At 62.9% G+C, this 20,971-nt stretch carries 19 protein-coding genes; 8 read left to right on the top strand and 11 right to left on the bottom strand.

Features of this window, described 5'->3' with window-relative positions; translation table 11 throughout:
* Window positions 1-613: 613 nt before the first annotated feature.
* From BGI01S_RS18265 to BGI01S_RS18255, 3 genes are all read left to right on the top strand, one after another.
* The gene (locus tag BGI01S_RS18265; RefSeq protein ID WP_042327359.1) at window positions 614-1,258 is read left to right on the top strand and encodes an MBL fold metallo-hydrolase; all 645 of its coding nucleotides are present in this window, start codon (window positions 614-616) and stop codon (window positions 1,256-1,258) included.
* Window positions 1,255-1,881: a 3'-5' exonuclease family protein gene (locus BGI01S_RS18260; protein ID WP_042327358.1), complete on the top strand. Its 627-nt coding sequence runs from the start codon at window positions 1,255-1,257 to the stop codon at window positions 1,879-1,881. Before BGI01S_RS18265 ends, BGI01S_RS18260 begins: the two co-directional genes overlap by 4 nt.
* Before the next feature lie 90 nt (window positions 1,882-1,971).
* Window positions 1,972-2,430 (top strand): Lrp/AsnC family transcriptional regulator, encoded by a 459-nt coding sequence (locus tag BGI01S_RS18255; protein WP_012431468.1) that lies wholly within the window; start codon window positions 1,972-1,974, stop codon window positions 2,428-2,430.
* Between the two features lie 63 nt (window positions 2,431-2,493).
* Here BGI01S_RS18255 and BGI01S_RS18250 read toward each other — a convergent pair whose 3' ends face one another.
* The 3 genes from BGI01S_RS18250 to BGI01S_RS18240 all read right to left on the bottom strand — a co-directional run bounded on the left by BGI01S_RS18250 (window position 2,494) and on the right by BGI01S_RS18240 (window position 5,420).
* Window positions 2,494-3,750 (bottom strand): cation diffusion facilitator family transporter, encoded by a 1,257-nt coding sequence (locus BGI01S_RS18250; RefSeq protein ID WP_042327357.1) that lies wholly within the window; start codon window positions 3,748-3,750, stop codon window positions 2,494-2,496.
* Between the two features lie 297 nt (window positions 3,751-4,047).
* A complete protein-coding gene (locus BGI01S_RS18245; RefSeq protein ID WP_042327356.1) occupies window positions 4,048-4,353 on the bottom strand; it encodes an H-NS histone family protein in 306 nt (101 codons plus the stop codon).
* A 404-nt stretch (window positions 4,354-4,757) separates the two neighbouring features.
* Window positions 4,758-5,420, bottom strand: coding sequence for a HugZ family pyridoxamine 5'-phosphate oxidase (locus BGI01S_RS18240; protein WP_042327355.1), 663 nt, complete (start codon window positions 5,418-5,420; stop codon window positions 4,758-4,760).
* A 239-nt stretch (window positions 5,421-5,659) separates the two neighbouring features.
* Between BGI01S_RS18240 and BGI01S_RS18235 the strand changes: the two genes are divergently transcribed.
* Window positions 5,660-6,874 (top strand): MFS transporter, encoded by a 1,215-nt coding sequence (locus BGI01S_RS18235; RefSeq protein ID WP_042327354.1) that lies wholly within the window; start codon window positions 5,660-5,662, stop codon window positions 6,872-6,874.
* 231 nt (window positions 6,875-7,105) lie between these two features.
* Here the strand turns inward: BGI01S_RS18235 and BGI01S_RS31135 are convergent, their stop codons facing one another.
* The 3 genes from BGI01S_RS31135 to BGI01S_RS18220 form a co-directional block, all read right to left on the bottom strand.
* Complete coding sequence (locus BGI01S_RS31135; protein WP_232624321.1) at window positions 7,106-7,348, bottom strand: cupin-like domain-containing protein; 243 nt, start codon at window positions 7,346-7,348, stop codon at window positions 7,106-7,108.
* A 351-nt stretch (window positions 7,349-7,699) separates the two neighbouring features.
* Complete coding sequence (locus tag BGI01S_RS18225; protein ID WP_042327353.1) at window positions 7,700-8,845, bottom strand: branched-chain amino acid ABC transporter substrate-binding protein; 1,146 nt, start codon at window positions 8,843-8,845, stop codon at window positions 7,700-7,702.
* A gap of 436 nt (window positions 8,846-9,281) precedes the next feature.
* Complete coding sequence (locus BGI01S_RS18220; RefSeq protein WP_042327352.1) at window positions 9,282-10,385, bottom strand: NAD(P)H-dependent flavin oxidoreductase; 1,104 nt, start codon at window positions 10,383-10,385, stop codon at window positions 9,282-9,284.
* A gap of 276 nt (window positions 10,386-10,661) precedes the next feature.
* Here BGI01S_RS18220 and BGI01S_RS18215 point away from each other — a divergent pair, with 276 nt between their 5' ends.
* Entirely contained in the window at window positions 10,662-11,360 is a 699-nt protein-coding gene (locus tag BGI01S_RS18215; protein WP_042327351.1) for a dienelactone hydrolase family protein, read from the top strand.
* A gap of 254 nt (window positions 11,361-11,614) precedes the next feature.
* Window positions 11,615-13,132, top strand: coding sequence for an amidase (locus BGI01S_RS18210; protein ID WP_042327350.1), 1,518 nt, complete (start codon window positions 11,615-11,617; stop codon window positions 13,130-13,132).
* Between the two features lie 33 nt (window positions 13,133-13,165).
* Here the strand turns inward: BGI01S_RS18210 and BGI01S_RS18205 are convergent, their stop codons facing one another.
* From BGI01S_RS18205 to BGI01S_RS18185, 4 genes are all read right to left on the bottom strand, one after another.
* Window positions 13,166-14,458, bottom strand: coding sequence for an MFS transporter (locus BGI01S_RS18205; RefSeq protein ID WP_042327349.1), 1,293 nt, complete (start codon window positions 14,456-14,458; stop codon window positions 13,166-13,168).
* Window positions 14,459-14,724: 266 nt separating this feature from the next.
* Window positions 14,725-15,036 carry a high-potential iron-sulfur protein gene (locus tag BGI01S_RS18200; RefSeq protein ID WP_042327348.1) on the bottom strand — a complete coding sequence of 104 codons (312 nt, stop codon included), beginning with the start codon at window positions 15,034-15,036 and terminating at the stop codon, window positions 14,725-14,727.
* Between the two features lie 245 nt (window positions 15,037-15,281).
* A complete protein-coding gene (locus tag BGI01S_RS18195; protein ID WP_042327347.1) occupies window positions 15,282-16,388 on the bottom strand; it encodes an NAD(P)/FAD-dependent oxidoreductase in 1,107 nt (368 codons plus the stop codon).
* 775 nt (window positions 16,389-17,163) lie between these two features.
* Window positions 17,164-18,141, bottom strand: a complete 978-nt coding sequence (locus BGI01S_RS18185) for an AAA family ATPase (RefSeq protein ID WP_042327345.1) — start codon at window positions 18,139-18,141, stop codon at window positions 17,164-17,166.
* Between the two features lie 293 nt (window positions 18,142-18,434).
* Here BGI01S_RS18185 and BGI01S_RS18180 point away from each other — a divergent pair, with 293 nt between their 5' ends.
* Window positions 18,435-18,938, top strand: a complete 504-nt coding sequence (locus BGI01S_RS18180) for a hypothetical protein (protein WP_042327344.1) — start codon at window positions 18,435-18,437, stop codon at window positions 18,936-18,938.
* A gap of 61 nt (window positions 18,939-18,999) precedes the next feature.
* Complete coding sequence (locus BGI01S_RS18175; protein WP_042327343.1) at window positions 19,000-19,797, top strand: endonuclease/exonuclease/phosphatase family protein; 798 nt, start codon at window positions 19,000-19,002, stop codon at window positions 19,795-19,797.
* Window positions 19,798-19,963: 166 nt separating this feature from the next.
* Here BGI01S_RS18175 and BGI01S_RS18170 read toward each other — a convergent pair whose 3' ends face one another.
* Entirely contained in the window at window positions 19,964-20,944 is a 981-nt protein-coding gene (locus BGI01S_RS18170) for an aldose 1-epimerase (RefSeq protein WP_084585417.1), read from the bottom strand.
* Between the last annotated feature and the right edge of the window lie 27 nt (window positions 20,945-20,971).

The following is a 20,971-nucleotide window of genomic DNA, read 5'->3' as shown; positions in this document are numbered from 1 at the left end:
CCGCATCACGCGAAAGTTAGGCGTGTTGCCTGCGACTCCGGCGGCAATGGACGACAACGCGCCGCGCAGACGAGCGCAGTACGTCAAAGCCCGGATGCGACCCATTCGGCCGCTACCGCACGGTTAATTTTCACGTCTGGCGCAACCTGTCCCCGGCAGCCTGACCAGACCCCACATGCCGCCATCGAACGTGGCAAACACGTTCTTGCGCGCGAGAACTCAGCGCACAGGAACGGCGGCGTAGGCCCCACCCAGCGTCACGGCAGTTAAGTCCGTTGCAGGCGCGTGGCACCTGGCTGGGCAAGACGTGTGCATCGAACGCATCGATACTTGATGGCCGTCGACAAACGCGACAGCCCATACTTGAATGGCGATCCGCGCTCCCATTTTTGATGGGGACGCATCGCCGTGTGACAACACAGTGACCTGTGCATGGGGTGCATTATACCTAAAAGAAAAAAATGAGATGCCAAGCACCTGAAAAGCTTGATGAATTTTCACGTTTGTCGCAAAAATGAGCAGACGAAAGCCCGCAGCGGCGGGCCTTCAACGCCTCGGCGACGACGAGGGAGACGCCGGTACAATCAACGTTTTTCCAGCGGCGCCGTCATCCATGAAAGTCACTTTGATCCCCGTCACGCCGTTTCAACAGAACAGCTCGCTACTCGTTTGCGAGGCGACCGGCCGCGCGGCCGTCGTCGATCCGGGCGGCGACCTCGACGTCATCCAGGGCGAGATCGCGCGGCAGAACGTGACAGTCGAAAAGGTCTTCCTGACCCACGGCCACATCGATCATTGCGCCGGCGCCAAAACACTTGCCGCGCACTACGGCGTGCCAATCGAGGGCCCGCATCCGGACGAGCGCTTCTGGCTCGACAAACTGCCGGATCAAAGCACGCGCTTCGGCTTTCCGGCCGCCGAGGCATTCGAACCGGACCGCTGGCTGCAGAACGGCGAGACCGTGCAGTTCGGCGACGAAACCCTTGAGGTCTACCACTGCCCCGGGCACACACCCGGCCACGTGGTGTTTTTCAGCCGCGCGCATCGGCTCGCGCTGGTGGGCGACGTGCTGTTCGCCGGCTCGATCGGCCGCACGGATTTTCCGCGCGGCAATCACGCGGACCTGGTGAGCTCGATCCGCGAAAAACTCTGGCCGCTCGGCGACGACGTCACCTTCGTGCCGGGCCACGGTCCCACCTCGACATTCGGCGCGGAACGCCGCAGCAATCCGTACGTTGCCGACGGGGTGCAGGCATGAGCGAAATCTACGTCAGCACCGATGTCGAAGCGGACGGCCCGATTCCCGGCCCGCATTCGATGCTCAGTTTCGCGTCCGCCGCGTACACGGAAGACAAGCAGTTGATCGCCACCTTCTCGGCGAATCTCGAATTGCTCGAAGGCGCCACGCCGCATCCAGTGCAGGAAGCGTGGTGGAAGACGCAGCCGGACGCGTGGGCGGCGTGCCGCAAGGATTTGCAGACGCCCGAGGCGGCGCTCGCGGCGTATGTCGACTGGGTCGAGGCACTCCCTGGCAAACCGGTGTTCGTCGCGATGCCGGCCGGCTTCGATTTCACCTACATGTTCTGGTACATGATGCGGTTCGTCGGCCGCTGCCCGTTTTCGTGGTCGGCGCTCGACATCAAGACGCTCGCGTTCGCGATGACCGGCCTGCCGTATCGCAAGAACATCAAGCCGCGCTTTCCGAAACACTGGTTCGACGAGCATCCGCATACGCACGTCGCACTGGACGACGCGATCGAACAGGGCGCGCTTTTCTGCAACATGCTGAAGGATCTGCGGGCGAGCCAGGCAGCGCTGCTCGCGGCCGCTAAAGATGGGGACGGCACAGGACAAAACGCCGCTGAGGAACCGGCAAATTAGGTAATCTCCCTCGTCGAGGCCGTTTTACATTGCGTTTCGTTTTCGCGCCCTCTACCATGCGTTGATACGGCGACGCACACGGAGGCGCAGTTGACACTCGATACGTTCTCACAAAAAATCCTGCGCCTGCTGCAGCTCGACGCGCGCCGCTCGGTGCAAGAAATTTCCGACCAGGTCGGCCTGTCGAGCACGCCATGCTGGCGGCGCATCAAGGACATGGAACAGTCGGGGGTCATCCAGCGCTATACGGCGCTGCTCGATCGGGAAAAGCTCGGACTGCACGTGTGCGCGCTCGCGCATATCCACCTGACGCGTCATACCGAGGGTGGCGTCGAACAGTTCGAGCGGGAAATCGCCACCTGCCCCGAAGTGACCGAGTGCTACAGCACGACCGGCGAGTCCGATTACATCCTCAAGATCGTTGCGCCCGACATCAAGGCGTACGACAGCTTTCTGCACGAACGCATCTTCAAGATTCCCGCTGTCGCGCAGGTACGCACGAGCGTCGTGTTGCGCGAAATCAAGTTCGACACGCAATTGCCGCTGTGATGGTTCGATGGGGTTAATGCCGGCGCTCGTGGGCGCGCCGTTTGTCTTTCTCCGACGCCGAAGTCATCCGGCGTTATGCGGTTCCACAGCTTTGGCGTGATCGTTCGTTGCGGGCGAGGTTGCGTCCCTCGCCCCGTCAGCGGCTTCTGTCCGGACCGCGCCCGCTTCCTGCAAGACTTCCACCTTGCGGGCGCCCAAGCGGCGCTGGAGCCCGCTCAGATCGACTGGGCCGAACGCCGCCCCACCGACGCTGCCGCTGTCCACCGCGCGAGAATGCGCGGCCGGTAGCACCACCTGTACGTCGAGCCCCGTGCTCAGGTAGTGAATGTTGACCGCGGCGGCTTGCATACCGCCCGCCGCCAACGCCGCGTTCACCTCCGCGACCACCCGCTCCCGCGTCGGCAGATCGACCGGCGGGTGCGCCACTGCGTCGTTCTCCGGGTCGACGTGGATCAACGCATCGAGCACGCGGTTGTCGGTCAACACGCGCAGCCGCGCTGACTCGGCGATGTAATGCCCCTCGGACACAGAGATCAACGGATCGACCAGGATATGCGCGTCGACGAGCGCGAAGTCGCCCATCTTGCGCGTGCGCATTTCGTGCACGTCGCGCACGCCGGGCGTGGCGAGCAGCTGTGCGCGAACGTCGGCGGAGGCGGCTTCGTCGAGCGCGCGGTCGGACAGATCCTGCAATGCGTCCCAGCCAAACATCCAGCCCATGCGCGCGACCATGAAGCCGACGATCGCCGCGGCAATCGGATCGAGCAACCGAACGCCGGCCAGACTCCCGACAATGCCGATCGCAACCACCAGCGACGACGCCGCATCCGAGCGCGCGTGCCACGCGTTCGCAATCAGCATGGCCGAACGCACACGCTGCGCTTCGCGCAGCATGTAGCGAAACAGGCGCTCTTTAGAGATCAGCACGAGCACCGCAACCGCAAGCGCACTTGCATGGACGGCGGGAATGCTTTGCAAATCGGCGAGTCGCGTTCCGGCGCGCCATAACATCCCCACGCCAACCGCAATCAACGACCCGCCCAAAAATAATGAAGCCACCGTTTCATAACGGCTATGGCCGTAATTGTGATCGGCATCGGGCTTCGCGCCGCTATGTCGATTGGCAAACAGCACGACAAAATCGGAAATCAGATCGGCGAGGGAATGGATACCGTCGGCGACCAGTGCCTGCGAATGCGCAAACACCCCGACGACGATTTGCAGCGTCATCAACACCGCATTGAGCGCAATACTCACAAAGGTACTTTTGCGCGCAACACGATGTTTCTCGGCGGATTGGGCGATGGCAGCAGAAGGCATCTTAGAAACGTGGTGAAAAGTTCAATCCCCGTATTCTACCCGCCGCGCTTCCAATCGCGCGTCGAAATATCAATAAAATCCTTTTAAATCAATCGCTTATCTAAACGAAAAGCATTCGCGTTTCAACCACACGACGCACATGCGACGAAACATCACGCAAAGGCGCTGCCCAACAAAAAACCGCGTCCTGACCGGTACGCGGTTTTCTTTGGCTACAACATACAATGCGCGCGGGGCGCACCGAGTGAGCTATTCGTATCGCCGGCAGGCCAGGGCACGATTGCCCGGCCAACGGCATTACTTCTGGATCAGAAACTTCTCACGATCCAGACCTGCGATCCAGCGCGGCGGTTTGCCACGACCCGACCACGTGCTGCCGCTGTCCGGATCGCGATACTTGGGTGCGACGCCGGCGCGCGGACGAGCGGCTTTAGCACCGCCCTTCGGCGCGCGGCCACCGCCGAGTTCGGTCAGCGAAATGCCATAGTCGGCCATTTTCTGCTTGATCTCATTCAACACTTCCGCGTATTCGCGCGACTTCGCTTCTTCAATCTGCTTTTCAAGCTTCTCGCGCTGAGCGAGTAGTTCCTTGTAGGAAGACATAGGTTCCCTTGTTTGTTTGGATAAATGACTGCCAGTCTTAAGCCGGCTTGCCCTTTGAAGGTGTTCATGCCTCGGAATTTGATGGCGAGATTAACACAAAATAGAAAGCCTACAAAAGTGGGCGCGAAAAATTAATCCAAAGTCGTTTCAAAAAATTTCGCGCCGCACTAAGACTGCGCTGAGTCGCGCCCATTTCCTTTCAAATAGCTAATTTCGTACGCTGCTGAAAACCGCAGTCCACCCGCGTATTTAGAGATTATTTCTCAGAAAATGAAAATTAAGATAGCGAAACGGCATCAACATTTCATGCCATGAAAGCTTTCGATATGAGCCGTCAGATCATATTGCGACGACTGTATGCCGCCGCTATTGGCTTATACGTGTTTCGCGAAATGAGATAAAACTTAATTGCGATGGCGTTGGATGCAAACTTCGAGCGCCGCATGCAAGGTTTGGAAATCCAGCTTCGCGTCGTCGAAGGCGAATCGTTCGCGTGCGCCCGCCCGTTTCAGATCCGCGCCGTATCGATCGGCGCCGAGCAGTTCAAGCGTGCGATCGCCGCCGCTGGCGCGGCTGAATTCCTCGATAAGCGCATTCTCTTCGTCGAACCCGAGTGGCGGCAATGGATCGAGGTCGGCGCCGTCCAGCCAGCCCATCGCGCCAAAGCCGCCGATATAGCGCAAGCGTTCGAGTCGCATCGCCCAGAAGGTGAAGTCGCCGAGGACGAGATAGCGCTCCGCGTCCGGGTGATACCGCAAGTAACGTCGCACCACTTCCGGGGTCGAGTCGACCGGTTCGAAGTTGCCCAGCAGCGTCACGCGTTGGCCGCTCAGCACGTCGCCGTCGGGGGCGTCGACCGCGAGAAAGCCGGCGCGCGGGTCGGCGTGCAGGTTGTGGGTGTGCTCGGCGAGCCGGCTCACCAGAATCGTCGGGCGATGCTGCGGGTCCGGCGCGAACGGCAACATCGACGGATACGGAAAGCCTTCCGGCTGGCGCGCGTGCGTGGCGAGCGTGCCGACGGCGGCCGTGTGCAGCAGATGCAGCGGAGCGTGAGCGGGGATGTTCAAGAGCGCGTACCTCGATGGAGCGGTAAAGGGGCGGCGAATTGCAGAAAAAACCGCAGAGAAAACGCATGGGCGGACATACCCGACGGAACGGCGCACCGCTTCCACCGCCTGTCACGCCGATGCCGGTTCATCGCCAGCATCCTGCGCCTGCCTTGCAAGCATAAGACAGCCCGCTTCGATAGAATCGGAAATCCGCTTTCATCGCGCTTTCTCGCGCGATATCCGTCCACGAGATCTCAGTGCCCGACCACCAATCCGCCGAATTCGCCGCCCTCCCCGCCGCTCACCGCGACCTGCCCGATACCGCGCGGCAGCGAGCCCGTTACGCCACGATGGCGGTGTTCTTCATCGCCGGCATGATGTACGCGTCGTGGGGAGTGCATGTGCCGACGGTGCGCGACCGCTTCCATCTGAACGCGGCGCTGTTGTCGTTTGCGCTGCTAGCCGTGGCCGGCGGCTCGATCGGCGCGATGGCGGCGAATGCTTCGTGGATCGCGCGGGTCGGCACGCGCCGCGCGTGCCTCACCGGCGGCCTCGTGATGGCGGTTTGCGCGGCGCTGATTCTGATCGTGCCGGCGTACTGGATGCTGCTGGTCGTGCTGGCCATCTTCGGTGCGGGCATGGCCACGCTCGACGTCGCGATGAACGCCGAGGCCAGCGCCGTCGAGAAAGCACTCGGCAAGCCGATCATGTCGGCGCTGCACGGCATGTTCAGTGTCGGCGGGATGTTCGGTGCGGCGGCCGGCGGCGCGTTGCTGTCGCGCGGCATGGCGCCGGCGCTGCATTTGGCGCTGGCCGCCGCGGTCAGCGCGCTGGTCCTTGTGATTGCCTGCCCGTCCGTCTTGCCGCATGTGCCGCACGCCGAGCACCCGGACTCCGCGACGCCGCGCGCGAGCCGCTGGCGCTCGCCGGCGCTGTGGGCGCTCGGCGCGATCGCGCTGGTCGCGCTCATCGCGGAAGGCGCGATGTACGACTGGGCGACCGTCTATATGCGCGATGTCGTGCTGGCCACGCCTGCGCTCGCGAGCGCGGCCTACGCGGCTTTCTCGGGTGGCATGGCGGCAGCGCGATTTGCCGGCGACGCGGTGCGTGCCCGCTTCGGCGCGCCGCAACTCGTGATGATGAGCGCGACGCTCGCCTGCGCGGGCATGGTCGACGCGCTGCTGCTGCCGAACTCGGTCGCGGCGCTGATCGGCTTCGCGCTGATCGGCCTGGGCCTCGCGAACATGATGCCGGTGTTGTTCGCGGCGGCGGCGAACGTGAAGGGCGTCCACGCAGCCGAAGGACTCGCGCACGTCGCGGGGCTGGCGTACTTCGGGTTGCTGCTCGGACCGGTGATCATCGGCGCGGTGACGCAGGTGACCAATCTGACGATCGGGTTGTCGGTTGTCGCCGTGTGTTCCGCATCGATCGCGATTGCTGGTCCGAAGGTGTTGCGGCGCTTGAAGATCTGACGCTCGGGCGCGTGGGGCCAGCGCCTGCGCCGACCCGGCGACGCCACGCCATGCCATGCGAAAGCCTGCTGCCTTACATTACGCGGGAGACGTGTGGCGGGGTGGTCGTCGACACATTGTGAGCGCAAGCGCCCTCATCACCTCCTCTCAAGCCCGCATCCGTTGCGCCATCCAGGTTTCCGGCGGCATGCTTGAATACCGCGACTCAAAACAACATGCCACGGCCGTGCTTCATAGTTCGTGATACGCAGCGTATGGACGCGAGAAATCGTTGCTCCGCAGAAAATTGGTGAACGTCATCGTCGCCGATGCGTCGAGTCCTTCCACGTAATGCCACCAGCCAATCGGCAGAAACAGGAATTCGCCGGGCGCCAGCGTGCATTCGATCAAATGCGCATAACGCATCGACGGAAAACGTTCGTAGTGGATCGCGCGGCCGTCCGCCTTCGAATAACAACGCAGACGGTTAGCCATATGCTGCGTATCCGAGAACGGCACCATCTGATCCGTTTGCGGCCAATTACCTGCGCCATGAAGTGATTGGTCAGATCGTGATGAAACGGCGGTGGGATGGCTGCCGGTCCCATCCAGAAAACATCCGTATCCGGCGACGCGCCATCGGGATATTCGCCAATGACCGGCACGTGCGCCCACACCGCCGCGAGTGCCGCGCAATTGTGCGAAGTGTTATCGCGATCATGTAGAAATCGTTGATCGAACCGCTTTGCCGGCGCCCAAAAGAAAAGGCACGCGAGCCTCACGGCAGCGTGCCCCTCCAACCAGTTGACCGAAGACAAGCTATAAGCCGTCTCCAGTCGCGCGGATTTACATCTTCACAACATCGAGCAACGTCTTCTTGCCCGACTTGTAGTTGTACAGCGAGATCACGCCGTGTTGAAGGTCGCCCTTCGAGTCGAACGTGGTTTCACCGATCACACCCTTGTAGTCCGTTGCCGGCATCGCTGCGAGAATCTTCGCCGGATCGGTCGAGTTTGCACGCTTCATCGCGTCGACGATGATGTACACCGCGTCATACGTGAACGGAGCGTAGATCTGGATCGGCTGACCGAAACGCTTCTGATACTTGGCGAGGAACGCCGGGCCGCCGGACATCTTTTCGAGCGCCATACCGGCTTCCGAGCAGACGATGTTGTCGGTTGCGTCGCCGGCCAGATCCGACAGCTTGTCGGTACAGACGCCGTCACCTGCCAGCACCTTCGCGCGCAGGCCCAGTTGCTTGGCTTGCTTCGCGAACGGGCCGCCGGTGGCATCCATGCCGCCGTACATGATCGCATCCGGGTTTTCACCCTTGATCTTCGTCAGAATCGCGCGGAAGTCGACAGCCTTGTCGTTGGTCGCGTCATGCGACATCACGTTCAGGCCGAGCGACTTGGCGGTCTTCTCGAATTCGTTCGCGAGACCCTGGCCGTAAGCGGTCGAGTCGTCGACGATCGCGACGCTCTTCACTTTCAGGCCCTTCGCTGCGTAGTTAGCCAGCGCCGGGCCTTGTTGCGCGTCGGTCGCGACGACGCGGTACGTCGTCTTGAAACCTTGTTGCGTGTAGGCCGGGTTCGTGGCCGACGGCGAGATCTGCACGATGCCCGCATCGCTATAGATCTTCGACGCCGGAATCGACGTGCCCGAGTTCAAGTGACCGACGACTGCAACAACCTTATCGTCGACCAGCTTCTGTGCGACTTGAGTTGCCGTGCGCGGGTCGGCCGCATCGTCTTGCGGATCGAGTTGCAGCGTGATTTTCTGGCCACCGATCGTCAGGCCCTTGGCGTTGATTTCCTCAACTGCCAGGCGCGCGCCGTTTTCGTTGTCTTTACCCAGGTGAGCGATCCCGCCGGTCAACGGCGCGACGTGACCGATCTTGACGACCGTGTCGGCCGCAGCCGATGTTGCCAACGTCGCGAACAGCATGGCCGCAGCGCTGATCGGCAACAGCTTTTGAATCTTGATGTTCATGTAAGTCTCCAGTTTCGGTCCCAAAAACAACGTAATCGCCCTGTGCCCCCGCTTCCCCAACACGTGTCGCTCAGTCCCGTGGACGATCACGCCGGTTGCATCGTTCATGCACTTGGCCAGCACGTTTGCCGGTCTGTTTGTGGCAGGCGGCAACCCGTACTTGCGCGCAAGTGTAGGTGATCAAATTAATTTGTGGGACTTTTTTGAGAAAGTGGGATGAACACCAATAGCGTTTATCCCAGCGAGGCAGGTTCCGACTGGATCGACCGGCTGGAAAGCGGCTGCCCATGCGGGTTTCCGCTAGGTGAGGCTTTATTCTAAAAGGTGCGGCTTGGCACTTTTCGCGGCTAAAACCGTTAGTGATTCGAACCGCTTTTGTGCTTAGAAAATAAGCGCGCCGCAATCGATTGCGAGACGCGCTTCACGTGCTGCCGGATCAATCTTTGAGTGAGGCGATCCGTGCCGTTGCGGCACGCCATTCCTCTCCGAGTTGTGCGACCAATTCAGCGGCGCCGAGATCTTCACTGCGCGCACGGCCAAGCGGGGCGCCCTGCCCCGACCAGAGCGAAAGATAGTCGCCGTTCTGCGCTCGACCCGCGCTTTGACGCAGTTCCTGCGTCAAAGCATTCTGCACAGGATACGGCGCGATCTTGTCCATCGTTTCGCTCAAGCGTCGCATCAACGGATTGCGTATGCCGCGCGCATGGCGTCCGGTGATCGCTCGCGTGACTGCGGTCGACGTGTCGGACATCGCGCGCACGCGGGTTTTCCATGCCTGCGGGATCGCGCTTTCGCGACAGGTGAGAAACGCGCTGCCTATCGCCGCCGCCTGCGCGCCTAGCGCTAGTGCGGCGACGATGCCGCGTCCGTCCGCGATGCCGCCAGCGGCCAGCACCGGCAGGCCGGTTGCGTCGACGAGTTGCGGCACGAGCGCCATGGTCCCGATCAGCGCATCGTCGAATGCACCGATGAACGTGCCGCGATGGCCGCCCGCCTCCGCGCCTTGCGCCGTGATCGCATCGGCGCCCGCGTCGCGCCAGGCGATGCCTTCGGCGACGTGCGTCGCGGTGCCTATTACATATAGGCCATTCGCGTGCAAGCGGGCGACGTCGTCGGAAGAAAGCAGGCCGAATGTGAAGCTCGCGATTGGCACCCGCAGTTCGATCAGCATGTCCAGTTGCGCACGGAAATCCGGCGCGTAGCGTTCTAGCGGCTGCCCCGGCGGCAAACCGAGTTCGGCTCGCAACGGATCGATCGCTTCGAGCGCGCGCCGCACGATGGCGTCGTCCGGCGCGGCCGGTTCGAGCACGAACAGATTTACACCGAAGGGCCGATCGGTCAGCGCGCGAATCGCCGCGACTTCGCTCGCGATCTTCTCGGGCGACAGTCCCGCGGCCGCCAGAAAACCAAGCCCACCCGCATTCGACACCGCCGCCACCATCGCTGGCGTGCTAGCGCCGCCGAGCATCGGCGCCTGCACCAGCGGCACCCGCATTTCAAAACGCTGCGCGAACGGCGTCACAAAATTGCCTTCACTCATGATCTATTCCTTTCCGCGACAATCGGCTCGCGACACGGGCGAGCGATCACATCCGACTCTAACGACGCGAGCCTTGCCGGAAAAATGAATTATCGAGATCGTTTCAATCGCCTTACGAGAACAACGCCTCGCGATACGGCTCGCCAACCCGCTCCCAGGCCCACTGCAAGGCGGTTCTTTTGATGGCACACTAACCGCCGCTTCAGGCATTCTGGCCTCTGGCATTTCATTAAGACCGGCCTCGCGCACTCTCGCGCAAGGCCTACGGAGAACCCCATGAGCACGACTTCCCGATGGATCGACATCCCCGCCGGCAACGACAGTTTCGGCGGCTACCTCGCACTGCCTAAAGGCGGCAAGGGTCCGGCCGTCATCATCATTCAGGAAATCTTCGGCGTGAACAGCCACATCCGCTCGGTCGCGGATCAATACGCGCAAGACGGCTACGTCGCGCTCGCACCGGACGTGTTCTGGCGCGTGCAGCCACGCGTCGAATTGACGTACGACGGCGCGGATCGCAACAAGGGCATCGAACTGATGCAGAAGACCAATCTCGATCAGGCCGTCGCCGATATCGGCGCAGCCGCAGCGGCATTGCGCACGATGCCGGAAGTCACCGGCAAGGTTGCGGCCATCGGCTACTGCTTCGGCGGCCGGCTCGCGTATCTGGCCGCGGCGCAAGGCACGGTCGACGGCGCGGTGGCTTATTACGGCGGCGGCATCCAGAACCAGCTCGATCAGGTGCCGAACATCAAGGTGCCGATGCAGTTCCATTACGGCGAACTCGACGCGCATATCCCGCTGTCGGACGTCGGCCAGATTCAGGAACGCTTCGCCGGCCGCACCGACGTCGAGTTCAACATTTATCCGAACGCCGATCACGGCTTCAACTGTTCGGACCGCGCTTCGTATAACCAGCGCGCGTCGGCCCTGGCGCATGGCCGCACGCTGACGTTCCTCGGCGAACGTCTGTGAGTCTGTGAGTGATAGAAGCAGCGCGCGTTCCGATCCAGGCGTCTTCAGTACGCGTATTTAATTTGCGCTTCTGAATTCGCGTGAGTCATGCTCGCGTGCAACTCGGTTACTCTCTCGAAGACGGCGTGTCGGCGACACGCCGTCTTTTTCCATGCGCGACGACGATCCGGGCGACGGGAAACCCGGCAGAGCAGGGGCATCGCATACATGGACCATCGGCAGAATTCACACTCGAAAGCGAGGACCCATCCGCCGTGCACTCAGACTATCTCGCCCACGACGCCATCGGCCTCGCCGAACTGGTGCGCACCCGCCAGGCTAGCGCGCGCGAATTGCTCGACGTCGCGATTTCGCGTACCGAAGCCGTCAACCCCGCGATCAACGCGATTGTCCTGAAAGACTACGATGCGGCGCGCCAACGCGCATCGCGCAACGACGCGAATAGAGCCAATGGCGCGACGAGTCCGGATAACACGAGCGCACAGAGCGCGCTGGCAGGCGTGCCGTTTCTGATCAAGGACCTCGGCGCGCCGGTCGCCGGATTGCGCATGGCGATGGGCAGCCGCCATTACCGCCACTTCATTCCCGAGCAGGACGCGCCGGTGGTCACGCTCGCGAAAGCGGCCGGCCTGAACATCTTCGCGAAAACCAGCACATCTGAACTCGGCCAGATGCCTTATACGGAGCCCGAACTATTTGGCGCGTGCCGCAATCCGTGGAATCTCGACCATACACCGGGCGGTTCAAGCGGCGGTGCGGGGGCGGCCGTCGCTGCGGGCATCGTGCCGCTCGCACACGCGTCGGACGGCGGCGGCTCGATCCGCATTCCGGCTTCGTGCTGCGGACTGTTCGGCCTCAAGCCTTCACGCGGACGCGTACCGCGCGCGACGCCGGCGGGCGCGGGAGAACTCGGCATCGATCACGCGCTGTCGCGCAGCGCGCGCGACAGCGCGTTGCTGCTCGATCTGCTGGCCGGTAACGCGGACCGGCCGCTCGGCGCGCCAGGCACTTTCCTCGGCGCGAGCCGCGAGCCGTGCAAGCCGCTGAACATCGCGTACGTCACCGAAGCGATGCTGGCGCCGACGCTCTCCGCCGACTCGCGCGCCGCGCTCGAAGACGCCGCGCAACTCGCCAGCTCGCTCGGTCATAACATCGAGCCGGTGTCGCTCGGCATCGATTTCGCGAGCGTGCGTCATGCGTTTCTCACGCTGTGGTCCGTGACTGCGGAAGACCTGGTGCTGAACGCCGAACGGATCAGCGGGCATAAGCCCCAGCGCGCCGAGTTCGAAATCTCGACGTGGGCGATGGCGCATGTCGGCCGCAAACTCGGCGAACGCGGCCTGCCCGGCGCGCTCGAAGAACAGCGGCGCATCACCGAGCGCCTCACCGACCTGCTGCATCGCTACGACGCGGTTCTGTGCGCGACGCTGGCCGCGCCGCCGATCAAGATCGGCGAGATGCAGCCGACTCCCGCGGAACGCATACAGATGCGCGCCGTCACCGCGATGCCGCTCGAAGCGCTGCTGAAAAGACTCCTGAATGAAGCGTCAAACAAGGCGTTCGCGTGGGCCGGATGCACGGAGTTGTTCAACCTGAGCGGGCAACCGGCGATGTCGGTGCCGCTTTACTGGAATGCGCGCGGACTGCCGGTCGGCGTGCAATTCGCGGCGCGGGCTGGTGGCGAAGCGACGCTGCTACGGCTCGCGGCGCAACTTGAAGCGGCACGGCCGTGGTTCGACAAGCGGCCGCCGTTGATGAAGGCGCGGAGTTAGTTAAAAGAAGAAGCCATCCAGGCCGCCCGCCCCTCAAGCCGCCTTACGCTGCGCATCGAGATCCACATGCCGTTTGCCGGGAATGCACGCGACCGCGACGATCGACAGCGCCAAACCACCCATCACGTAATAAGTCGGCGCAAGCGGCGAGCCGGTCGTGTTGATCAGCCACGTCACGATGAACGGCCCGAACCCGCCGAACATCATCACCGCGATGTTGTACGCGAGCGATAACCCGGTCGAGCGCACGTTGGCCGGAAACAGCTCGGCGATCAGCGCGCCGAACGGACCGTAGTAACCCGACAGCGTGATCGACAGCAGCGCCTGCACGAGAATCAGTTTCGACACGCTCGGCGCCGCCGCGAGCCACACGAACAGCGGATAGATGATCACGAGCGTAATCGTCAGCGACCATAGCGACAGTCCCTTGCGCCCGATCCTGTCGGACCATGCGCCGGTCAGCGGCGAGAGCACCGTCAACAGCAGATTGCCGACGATCACCGCATAAAACGATTGCGCGTAAGGCAGCTTCAGTTGATTCACGGCGAAGGTCGGCAGATAGCTGATGAGCACATAGATCGTCACGGTCAGCGCGATCACCGAGCCGAGTCCGCACAGCACGTCACGGCTATGGCTTCTGAACACTTCGCCAAGCGTCGCGCGCGGCGCGGTCTTTTGCGCGAGCAGAAAGACGTCGGAATCGGCGAGATGCCGGCGGATGTAAAAGCCGATCGGCCCGATGATCAAACCCAGAACGAAGGGCACGCGCCAGCCCCATGATTTCAACGCGTCGGGCGGCAAGCCGCGCGTGATCAGCGCACCAACCAGCGCGCCGAGCAGCAGCGCGGCCGCCTGGCTCGCCATCTGCCAACTGCCGTAAAAGCCGCGCTTCGAGAACGGCGCCGCTTCGATCAGCAAGGCCGTCGAACTGCCAAATTCTCCGCCGGCGGAAAAGCCCTGCAACAGACGCCCGAGCACGATCATCAGCGGCGCGCCAATGCCGATCGCCGAGTACGGCGGCGCAATCGCGAGCAGCAGAATGCCGAGCGTCATCAGCGCGATCACGAGCGACAACGCCGCCTTGCGCCCCGCGCGATCCGAGTAGAGTCCGAGCACGATGCCGCCGATCGGCCGCATCACGAAAGCGACGCCGAAGGTCGCGGTGGTCAGCAGCAGCGACGCGTAGTCGTTGCTTGCCGGGAAGAACAATTGGGCGATTACCACCGTGAGGAATCCGAACACGGTGAAGTCATACCATTCGAGCGCATTGCCGATCACAGCAGCGACGACGGCACGTGTATTGAGACTTCTCGACGCGGGTGTCATGCGAATCTCCAGCCTGCGAAAAGTGCTCGACGTAGATCGTTGCGCACGCCGTCGCGCGTACAAACGCGTGAGCGCGCCAGAGCCTAAAACAGAACCAGCGTGCGTGATCGCCTTGGAGTGTAAAGAGCGCGCAAGCCGTTTTCAAGCGGCAAAAAGGCGTCTGCCGCACGTGACGGAAGACGCCTCGTCGATCGGACTTCGATCGGGCACCGCGATGTTGCGGCGCATCTCGCGCGACACTGACCAGGTGCCGCGCGAAAGCATGCCTAGCTCTTCTTGTTATATGCGCTGCACCAACCCTTGCTCGAGACCTGCTTGCCCGCGAACATCGGGCAGCCGGCATAAGCGTCGGTGGCTTTGCCCTGGTAGAAGCTGCAGTTGCCGCAGTCCTGGCCGGCGGCGTACTTGGCGAACTTGGCTTTATCGACCTTGCTCGCGTCTTCCTTGTAGCCGAGCGCTTGTGCGGTCGGATCGGTTTCGGCGACTTTCGGCGCATCGGCAAAAGCCTGACGCGACAGAGCGAACGTGGATGCCACACCTATGCTGGTGATCAAAAACGTACGACGGGAAGATTTCATGGGGACTCACTCCGTTTATGAACTGATCGCCGTTCTAGTGACAGCGGTCCCCAAGCATAGCAACGAAGCCGTCGCGCGTGACGCCCCAAATGATAGAGATAAGCGAATCGGTACAGCGCACTGTGCCGCCGCCCTCGACGAGCGGACGGCTACGGAGTGTGAAGTACCGATGAGTCGCGCAGGCCCGCGTCTGCCCAGAGGATTGCGCGACCGGCTCAAGTGTGAACCGGTCAAACGTCAGCCGATCAGGCGCGGCCGCTCAACTCGCAGACCCGCTGTGCAATCGCGAGCGACGCCGTCAAACCCGGCGACTCGATGCCAAAGAGATTGACGAGCCCGCGCACGCCATGCGCGGCCGGTCCCTGAATCACGAAGTCGGCGGCGGGCTCGCCCGGGCCGGAAAGCTTCGGACGAATACCCGCATACGCGGGTTGCAATGCGTCGTCGGGAAGCGCGGGCCAGTAGGCGCGAATCGCTGCATAAAACGAATCCGCGCGACGCGGATCGACGTCGTAATTGATCGCGTCGACCCATTCGACGTCGGGACCGAAGCGCGCCTGGCCGCCGAGGTCGATGGTCAGATGCACGCCGAGCCCGGCCTCGTTCGGCATCGGATAAATCAGCCGGCTGAACGGCGCGCGCCCCGAGATGCTGAAGTAGTTGCCGCGCGCCAGATACAGTGGCGGCACGTGACGCGCGTCGAGTCCACGGATCTTGCGGGCCAGCTTGTTCGCATGGAGTCCAGCACTGTTGATCACGCACGCGGCGCTGATCGTGGTCGGCGCATCGCCGCCGACGGTGATGACGAAGCGTCCATTGTTCGCCTCGATTGCGGTCACTGGCGCATGAAACGCGAAGACCGCGCCGTCGCGTTCCGCGTCGCCCTGAAGCGCCAGCATCAATTGATGGCTATCGACGATACCCGTCTGCGGCGAGAACACCGCCTCGACACATTCGAGCGCCGGTTCGAGCGCTTGCGCCTGGTCGCCGGTGATACGCATCAGATCGAGCACACCGTTGTCGCGCCCCTTGGCCATGATGCTTTCGAGCTGCGGTACCTGGTTGCGCGAGGTGGCAACCAGCAGCTTGCCGCAACGCGAATGCGGGACGTTGCGCTCGGTGCAATAGTCGTAGAGCATCTCGCGGCCGCGCACGCAGAGCGCGGCTTTCAGGGAACCGCGTGGATAGTAGATGCCCGCGTGAATCACTTCGCTGTTGCGCGAACTGGTGCCCACGCCAATCGCTTCGGCCGCTTCCAGCACGATCACCTCGCGCCCGCGCGCCGCCAGCGCGCGCGCCACCGCGAGACCGATCACGCCCGCGCCGATCACTACACATTCGATTTGGTCCATGTCCCTTGACGCGGCAGGCTTCGCCGCGCACTGCCTCGTTCATCCGATAGAGAGGAAGACAGGATGTGATCCTCGCGCGCCGCTCACCGCTCGCTGTCGAACGCACCTGCCCTTTCGCAACCGCAACGCAAAATTGTACGACGCCGTACAGACAGAAATGCCCGCCAGTCGGAACGACTGCGGGCATTCGGTCTTGAGCGCATCTCAAGCGTACCGGCCGGACTGATTCAGTGTACGCCGTCGAAGCTCAGGGCGCTCGCTTCTTCGCGGATCCAATGAACATGAGGCGTGCCTTCGACGGGGAGCGGACATGGATGCATGGATGGACTCGCCCCAAGAACAGGCCGATGCAAAGGCCGCTCAGTTCTCGCTCAGTTCTGCGTGCTCCGCGTGCCGAGCGTACGATGCGCGGCCGCGATCAAACCGGTCCTCGCTTGTGCGCGCGGCGGTGTATAGCTGTCGAGTGCGGCTTGCTGCGCATGCACCGGCGCGATCGGGGTTCAGGCTCAACTGACCGCTGGCGCGCGCTTCAGCAAATTCGGCCTTCACTTCGGCACCCGCCTTTGGACCGTTGCCGGCGGTGGCGCTCACGCTGTCGGGTGAAATCGGCGCGTACGGATTCTGATTCAACTCGCTGGCCGCGCATGCCGCGCGTACATCTCAAAAACAGCAACAATTGCTGCGACATTCACTTCGTTTCCAGCAGAGATTGCCCTCCCGGAACGAAAAAAAGCCGCCCGAGGGCGACTTTGGTGCGAAAAAGGGGCAAATTTGCTCAGAAACCAATCGGTTTTCGCCGATTTCCGTAATCGAGCCGGATGTCGCCGGCTTCGATGCAATCGCGTCCATCGATCCGCGCCGCGCCGAAGCCGTTCAGAATCGCGCGGCGCATTTCACGCGGCGACGCGGGCTTCAACGCGTCGAGCGCGGCGTCGCCGAGCACGTCGGGAAAACGCAGTCCCCAGTTGTGCGCCGAGCGGATCTCGTTGTAGATCGCCTGAGCGATGCGCCGCGCGCCGTCGCGATCCGGCGGCGGAATCTCGTACACGTTCATCCGGTTCAGGATCGGCTCGGGAATCGAGCGCTCGTCGTTGGCCGTCGCGATCCAGATCACGTTGCCCGCGTTGATCGGAATCTCGGCGAATTCGTCGATGAAGCTCTGCGCCGTGTCGTGTTCAAGCAGCGCGTACAGCGCACCGAGCGGATCGTATTGCGAATCGCCGGTGGCCTTGTCGATTTCATCGACGGCGATCACCGGGTTCGCGTAGCTGCCGTTCACGAGCGCATCGAACACCTTGCCCGGCTTCGCGTTCTTCCATTGCGACGACGCGCCCGACAGAATCCATCCCGCCGTCAGCGAACTCATCGCCACGTATTGGTAAGCGGTGCCGAGCAGGCGCGCCAACTGTTTTGCAAAGTGCGTCTTGCCGATGCCGGGGTCGCCGAGCAGCAGGATCGGCATCAGTTCGAGCCGGTCTTCGGTCTCGAGACACAACGCGACCTGCTTGCGGATGTCGTCGAGCGGCGCCGAAAAATTCGGCAGCGCGGCGATCAGATCGTCGATCGACGGCATCCGGTTCGGCTTCACGCAGAAGCGCAGATTGCCGGTCTTCAGCATCTTCTCGTACGTTGCGCGCAGCGCGTCGTTGGCGCCGTCGCCGAGATCGTTCAGCGCGGTCTCGACCTGATCGAGGTCGTACACCCGGCTGAAAGATGCCACGGCGATTTCCTGTTTGACCATTGCTGTTGTCATCGCTCACCCCGTCTGGCTGGTCCTGCTGCGGCGGCGCCTCGTGGGCGCCGTTTTCAAGTCCAGTGTAACGACGACATATTCATCTGCAAGCCAGCAGTCCTGCCGCTCTGCTGCTAACAACAGGCAGCTTCCGGCCGGGCCCGCGAATCAAGCCTCCCCGGAATTGCTGCCCTTATCCGCAATGTTGTGTTGCTGAACCCGGCCGCCTCTGAAGTGTCAGAAAACCGTTGCCGCTATCAGGGGTAAGATGGCTCCTGACCATTCAGGCCAAGCTAGAGCCGGAGATTCCTTCTATGTGGAAAACCAGTATCGTCGCCATGCTGCTTGGCACTTCGTTGCTTGCGAACGCACAACAACGGCCGGCGCAGCAGGTGGTGCAATGGCAGTTACAGGTGATCAGCGACGGCCAGCAGATCGACGCGTTCGACGCGACGACCACGGTCGGCCAGGCGCGCACGGACACGCATCACCGGACAGTGCAGCATAACGTCGGCTGCAAAGACCAGCCCGCCGGCAGTATCGATCTGTCGCGCACGCTGACCGTCTCGCCGCTGCGCGCGGATGCGAACGAGATCATGCTGTCGATCGACACTCAGGAAACGCTCGAGGACGCCGCGGCCCGGCAAACCGACATCGGTTGCAAGTTGCCGCCGCAGCCGCGCCAGGTGAACGCGAGCCATCCGGGCCTGCTGGTGACGCCCGGTCAGTGGGCGAGCTGGACGCTCGTCGACGCGAATCCGAACCTGGTCTACCGCGTGCGAGCCAGTCTCGCGGACGGCGCCAGTGACGCGAAGTGATGTGATGCGAGCGACGCGCACCCAACTCAAGCCTTCAAACAGAACACGTGGATAACGCGGCATGCGAAACCCAGAAGAATTGATCCGCGAGAACTTCGCGCCGAACGATTTCGTCGCGGTGAGCTGGAACCTTCACAAAGGCCGCACACCGCTCGGCTTTCAGGCCTGGCAGGCGATGCAGCGCTGGGTCCAGTCGACTCACGCCGACGCCTATTTTTTGCAGGAAGCAATGGCGCGGCGCATGCCGTCGCCGGTGCTGGCAAGCAGCTTCGGCTCACCGATCGACGATCCTTTGAACGATGTCTGGCACTGCCAGGCCACCGAGATCGCTCGCGCACTGGAACTCGAAGTGGCGCTTGGCCCGAACGTGTTCAAGCCGTCCTGGCGACACGGCAATGCGATCCTGTCGCCGCATCCGCTCGATCTCGGCGGACGCTGGGACATCTCCGCTCATCGCTTCGAAAAGCGCGGCCTGCTGGTGGCGCGAGCGACCTTCGGCGGCCACTCGGTCACGCTGCTGTGCGCGCATCTCGCGCTCACGCGGCCGGCGCGCTTGCGGCAGATGAACTGGATCGCGCACTGGATCGAGAAGGAAGCGCCGGACGGTCCGCTGGTGTTGGCCGGTGACTTCAACGACTGGCGCAACGATTCGGTGCCGCTCTTTCGCGAACACGGAATGCATGAAGTGGCGACGCTGCTTGGCGAATCGGGCCGCACGTTTCCGGCCTTCTCGCCGGCGCTCGCGCTCGACAAGATGTTCGTGCGCGGCATGCGGCCGATCGAGTGGATCCAGCCGACGCAGGAAACCGCGTGGCTGTCGGATCACTTGCCATACATGGCCCGGTTGCGCGTGGAATAACGCGGGTTGGTTCAGGTGGAAGGGGCGGCTTGGGCCGCCCTTTTTGTTTTGCTGAACGCTTCCGGATGGTCGCGCCTGGTTGAATGCTCGTCCTGCCCGCGCGCCTGCATACGAAAACGTACACAGGCAAGAGCATGGACATCAATACACAACCCGGCCCTACGCCTTACCCGCGTTGCGGCGTCCACTTCAGCGTGGCGGCGATCTCCTCGCCCGGCTGAAGCACACAGCCGCCCACCAACTCCTGCATGCCGACCGCGTTGAAGCAGTCGGTGGTGTTCGTCACCGGCTCCACGCACAGTTGCGCATCGTTGGCCGGCGCGAACACCACCATGTGATCGAACGGCGCGTCGGCGGTCATCGTCAGGCGGCGGTTTTCGTCGGGCCACGCAATCGTCGCCTCGCGCGTCCAGTTCGCGAAGTTGTTGTCGAGGTCGAACGCATCGGGCGACATCCCTTCGCGCAACGCGTCGACGGCGGGATGCGGGCCGAGATGCGTCGGCAGCACGTCGGCGTCGGCGTGCCACATCGCCTGCACGTCGGCGTACACGCGGGTCTCTGCGGTGCGCGGATAGTACGGGTGATGGCCCATGCCGAACGGCATCGGCCGCCCGGCCAGATTCTGCGCGGACAGCGTGATACGCAACGCGCCATCGCGCAACTCGATGCGCTGTTGCGCCCGATAACGAAACGGCCAATCGCCGGGCACCCGCGCATCGGGCTCATGGTCGAAGTGAAGCTCCACCGAGCTGGCGGTGCGCGCTCCCACCTGCCACGGATGCCGCCACGCATTGCCATGAAGCGCATGCGCGAAGCGCGCGTCGTTGCCGGACAGGTCGACGGTGCCGCCGTCGAATTCGAAACGCGCATCGCGAATCCGGTTGCAGTAGGGGAACAGCGGAAAGCTCGCCATCCGCAGCGGATCGCGTTGTTCGAACGCGGCGGGCACGGCGGGCCGCAGCCAATGCAACGGACCATCGGGCGTGACTTCGTAGAAGGCCGCGAGCGCGCCGCCCACTTCGGGGGCAAGCACGGCCCGCAGCGAGCCCGCCGTCAGCGTGACGAGCGTGGTGGCCAGCGCCGCATCGTCGAGCCACGCGAGCTCCGGCGCGAGTGGTCGGATCGGATTCAGGGAAACGTCGCGCATGATCAAAAGAGGCGAGGCCTCGGGCGG

This window comes from Paraburkholderia ginsengisoli NBRC 100965 (genome assembly GCF_000739735.1).
GTDB lineage: Bacteria > Pseudomonadota > Gammaproteobacteria > Burkholderiales > Burkholderiaceae > Paraburkholderia > Paraburkholderia ginsengisoli.
The sequence above is the reverse complement of the archived record's forward strand: the minus strand, read 5'-3'. Positions and strand labels throughout refer to the sequence as shown.

Bases quoted from the DNA above. Each gene is read 5' to 3' on its own strand.
- BGI01S_RS18225 (WP_042327353.1), bottom strand. From the start codon at position 8,845: ATGAACATCAAGATTCAAAAGCTGTTGCCGATCAGCGCTGCGGCCATG.
- BGI01S_RS18185 (WP_042327345.1), bottom strand. From the start codon at position 18,141: ATGACAACAGCAATGGTCAAACAGGAAATCGCCGTGGCATCTTTCAGC.
- BGI01S_RS18200 (WP_042327348.1), bottom strand. From the start codon at position 15,036: ATGAAATCTTCCCGTCGTACGTTTTTGATCACCAGCATAGGTGTGGCA.
- BGI01S_RS18175 (WP_042327343.1), top strand. From the start codon at position 19,000: ATGCGAAACCCAGAAGAATTGATCCGCGAGAACTTCGCGCCGAACGAT.
- BGI01S_RS18250 (WP_042327357.1), bottom strand. From the start codon at position 3,750: ATGCCTTCTGCTGCCATCGCCCAATCCGCCGAGAAACATCGTGTTGCG.
- BGI01S_RS18265 (WP_042327359.1), top strand. From the start codon at position 614: ATGAAAGTCACTTTGATCCCCGTCACGCCGTTTCAACAGAACAGCTCG.
- BGI01S_RS18180 (WP_042327344.1), top strand. From the start codon at position 18,435: ATGTGGAAAACCAGTATCGTCGCCATGCTGCTTGGCACTTCGTTGCTT.
- BGI01S_RS18220 (WP_042327352.1), bottom strand. From the start codon at position 10,385: ATGAGTGAAGGCAATTTTGTGACGCCGTTCGCGCAGCGTTTTGAAATG.
- BGI01S_RS18195 (WP_042327347.1), bottom strand. From the start codon at position 16,388: ATGGACCAAATCGAATGTGTAGTGATCGGCGCGGGCGTGATCGGTCTC.
- BGI01S_RS18245 (WP_042327356.1), bottom strand. From the start codon at position 4,353: ATGTCTTCCTACAAGGAACTACTCGCTCAGCGCGAGAAGCTTGAAAAG.
- BGI01S_RS18260 (WP_042327358.1), top strand. From the start codon at position 1,255: ATGAGCGAAATCTACGTCAGCACCGATGTCGAAGCGGACGGCCCGATT.
- BGI01S_RS18215 (WP_042327351.1), top strand. From the start codon at position 10,662: ATGAGCACGACTTCCCGATGGATCGACATCCCCGCCGGCAACGACAGT.
- BGI01S_RS18170 (WP_084585417.1), bottom strand. From the start codon at position 20,944: ATGCGCGACGTTTCCCTGAATCCGATCCGACCACTCGCGCCGGAGCTC.
- BGI01S_RS18205 (WP_042327349.1), bottom strand. From the start codon at position 14,458: ATGACACCCGCGTCGAGAAGTCTCAATACACGTGCCGTCGTCGCTGCT.
- BGI01S_RS31135 (WP_232624321.1), bottom strand. From the start codon at position 7,348: ATGGCTAACCGTCTGCGTTGTTATTCGAAGGCGGACGGCCGCGCGATC.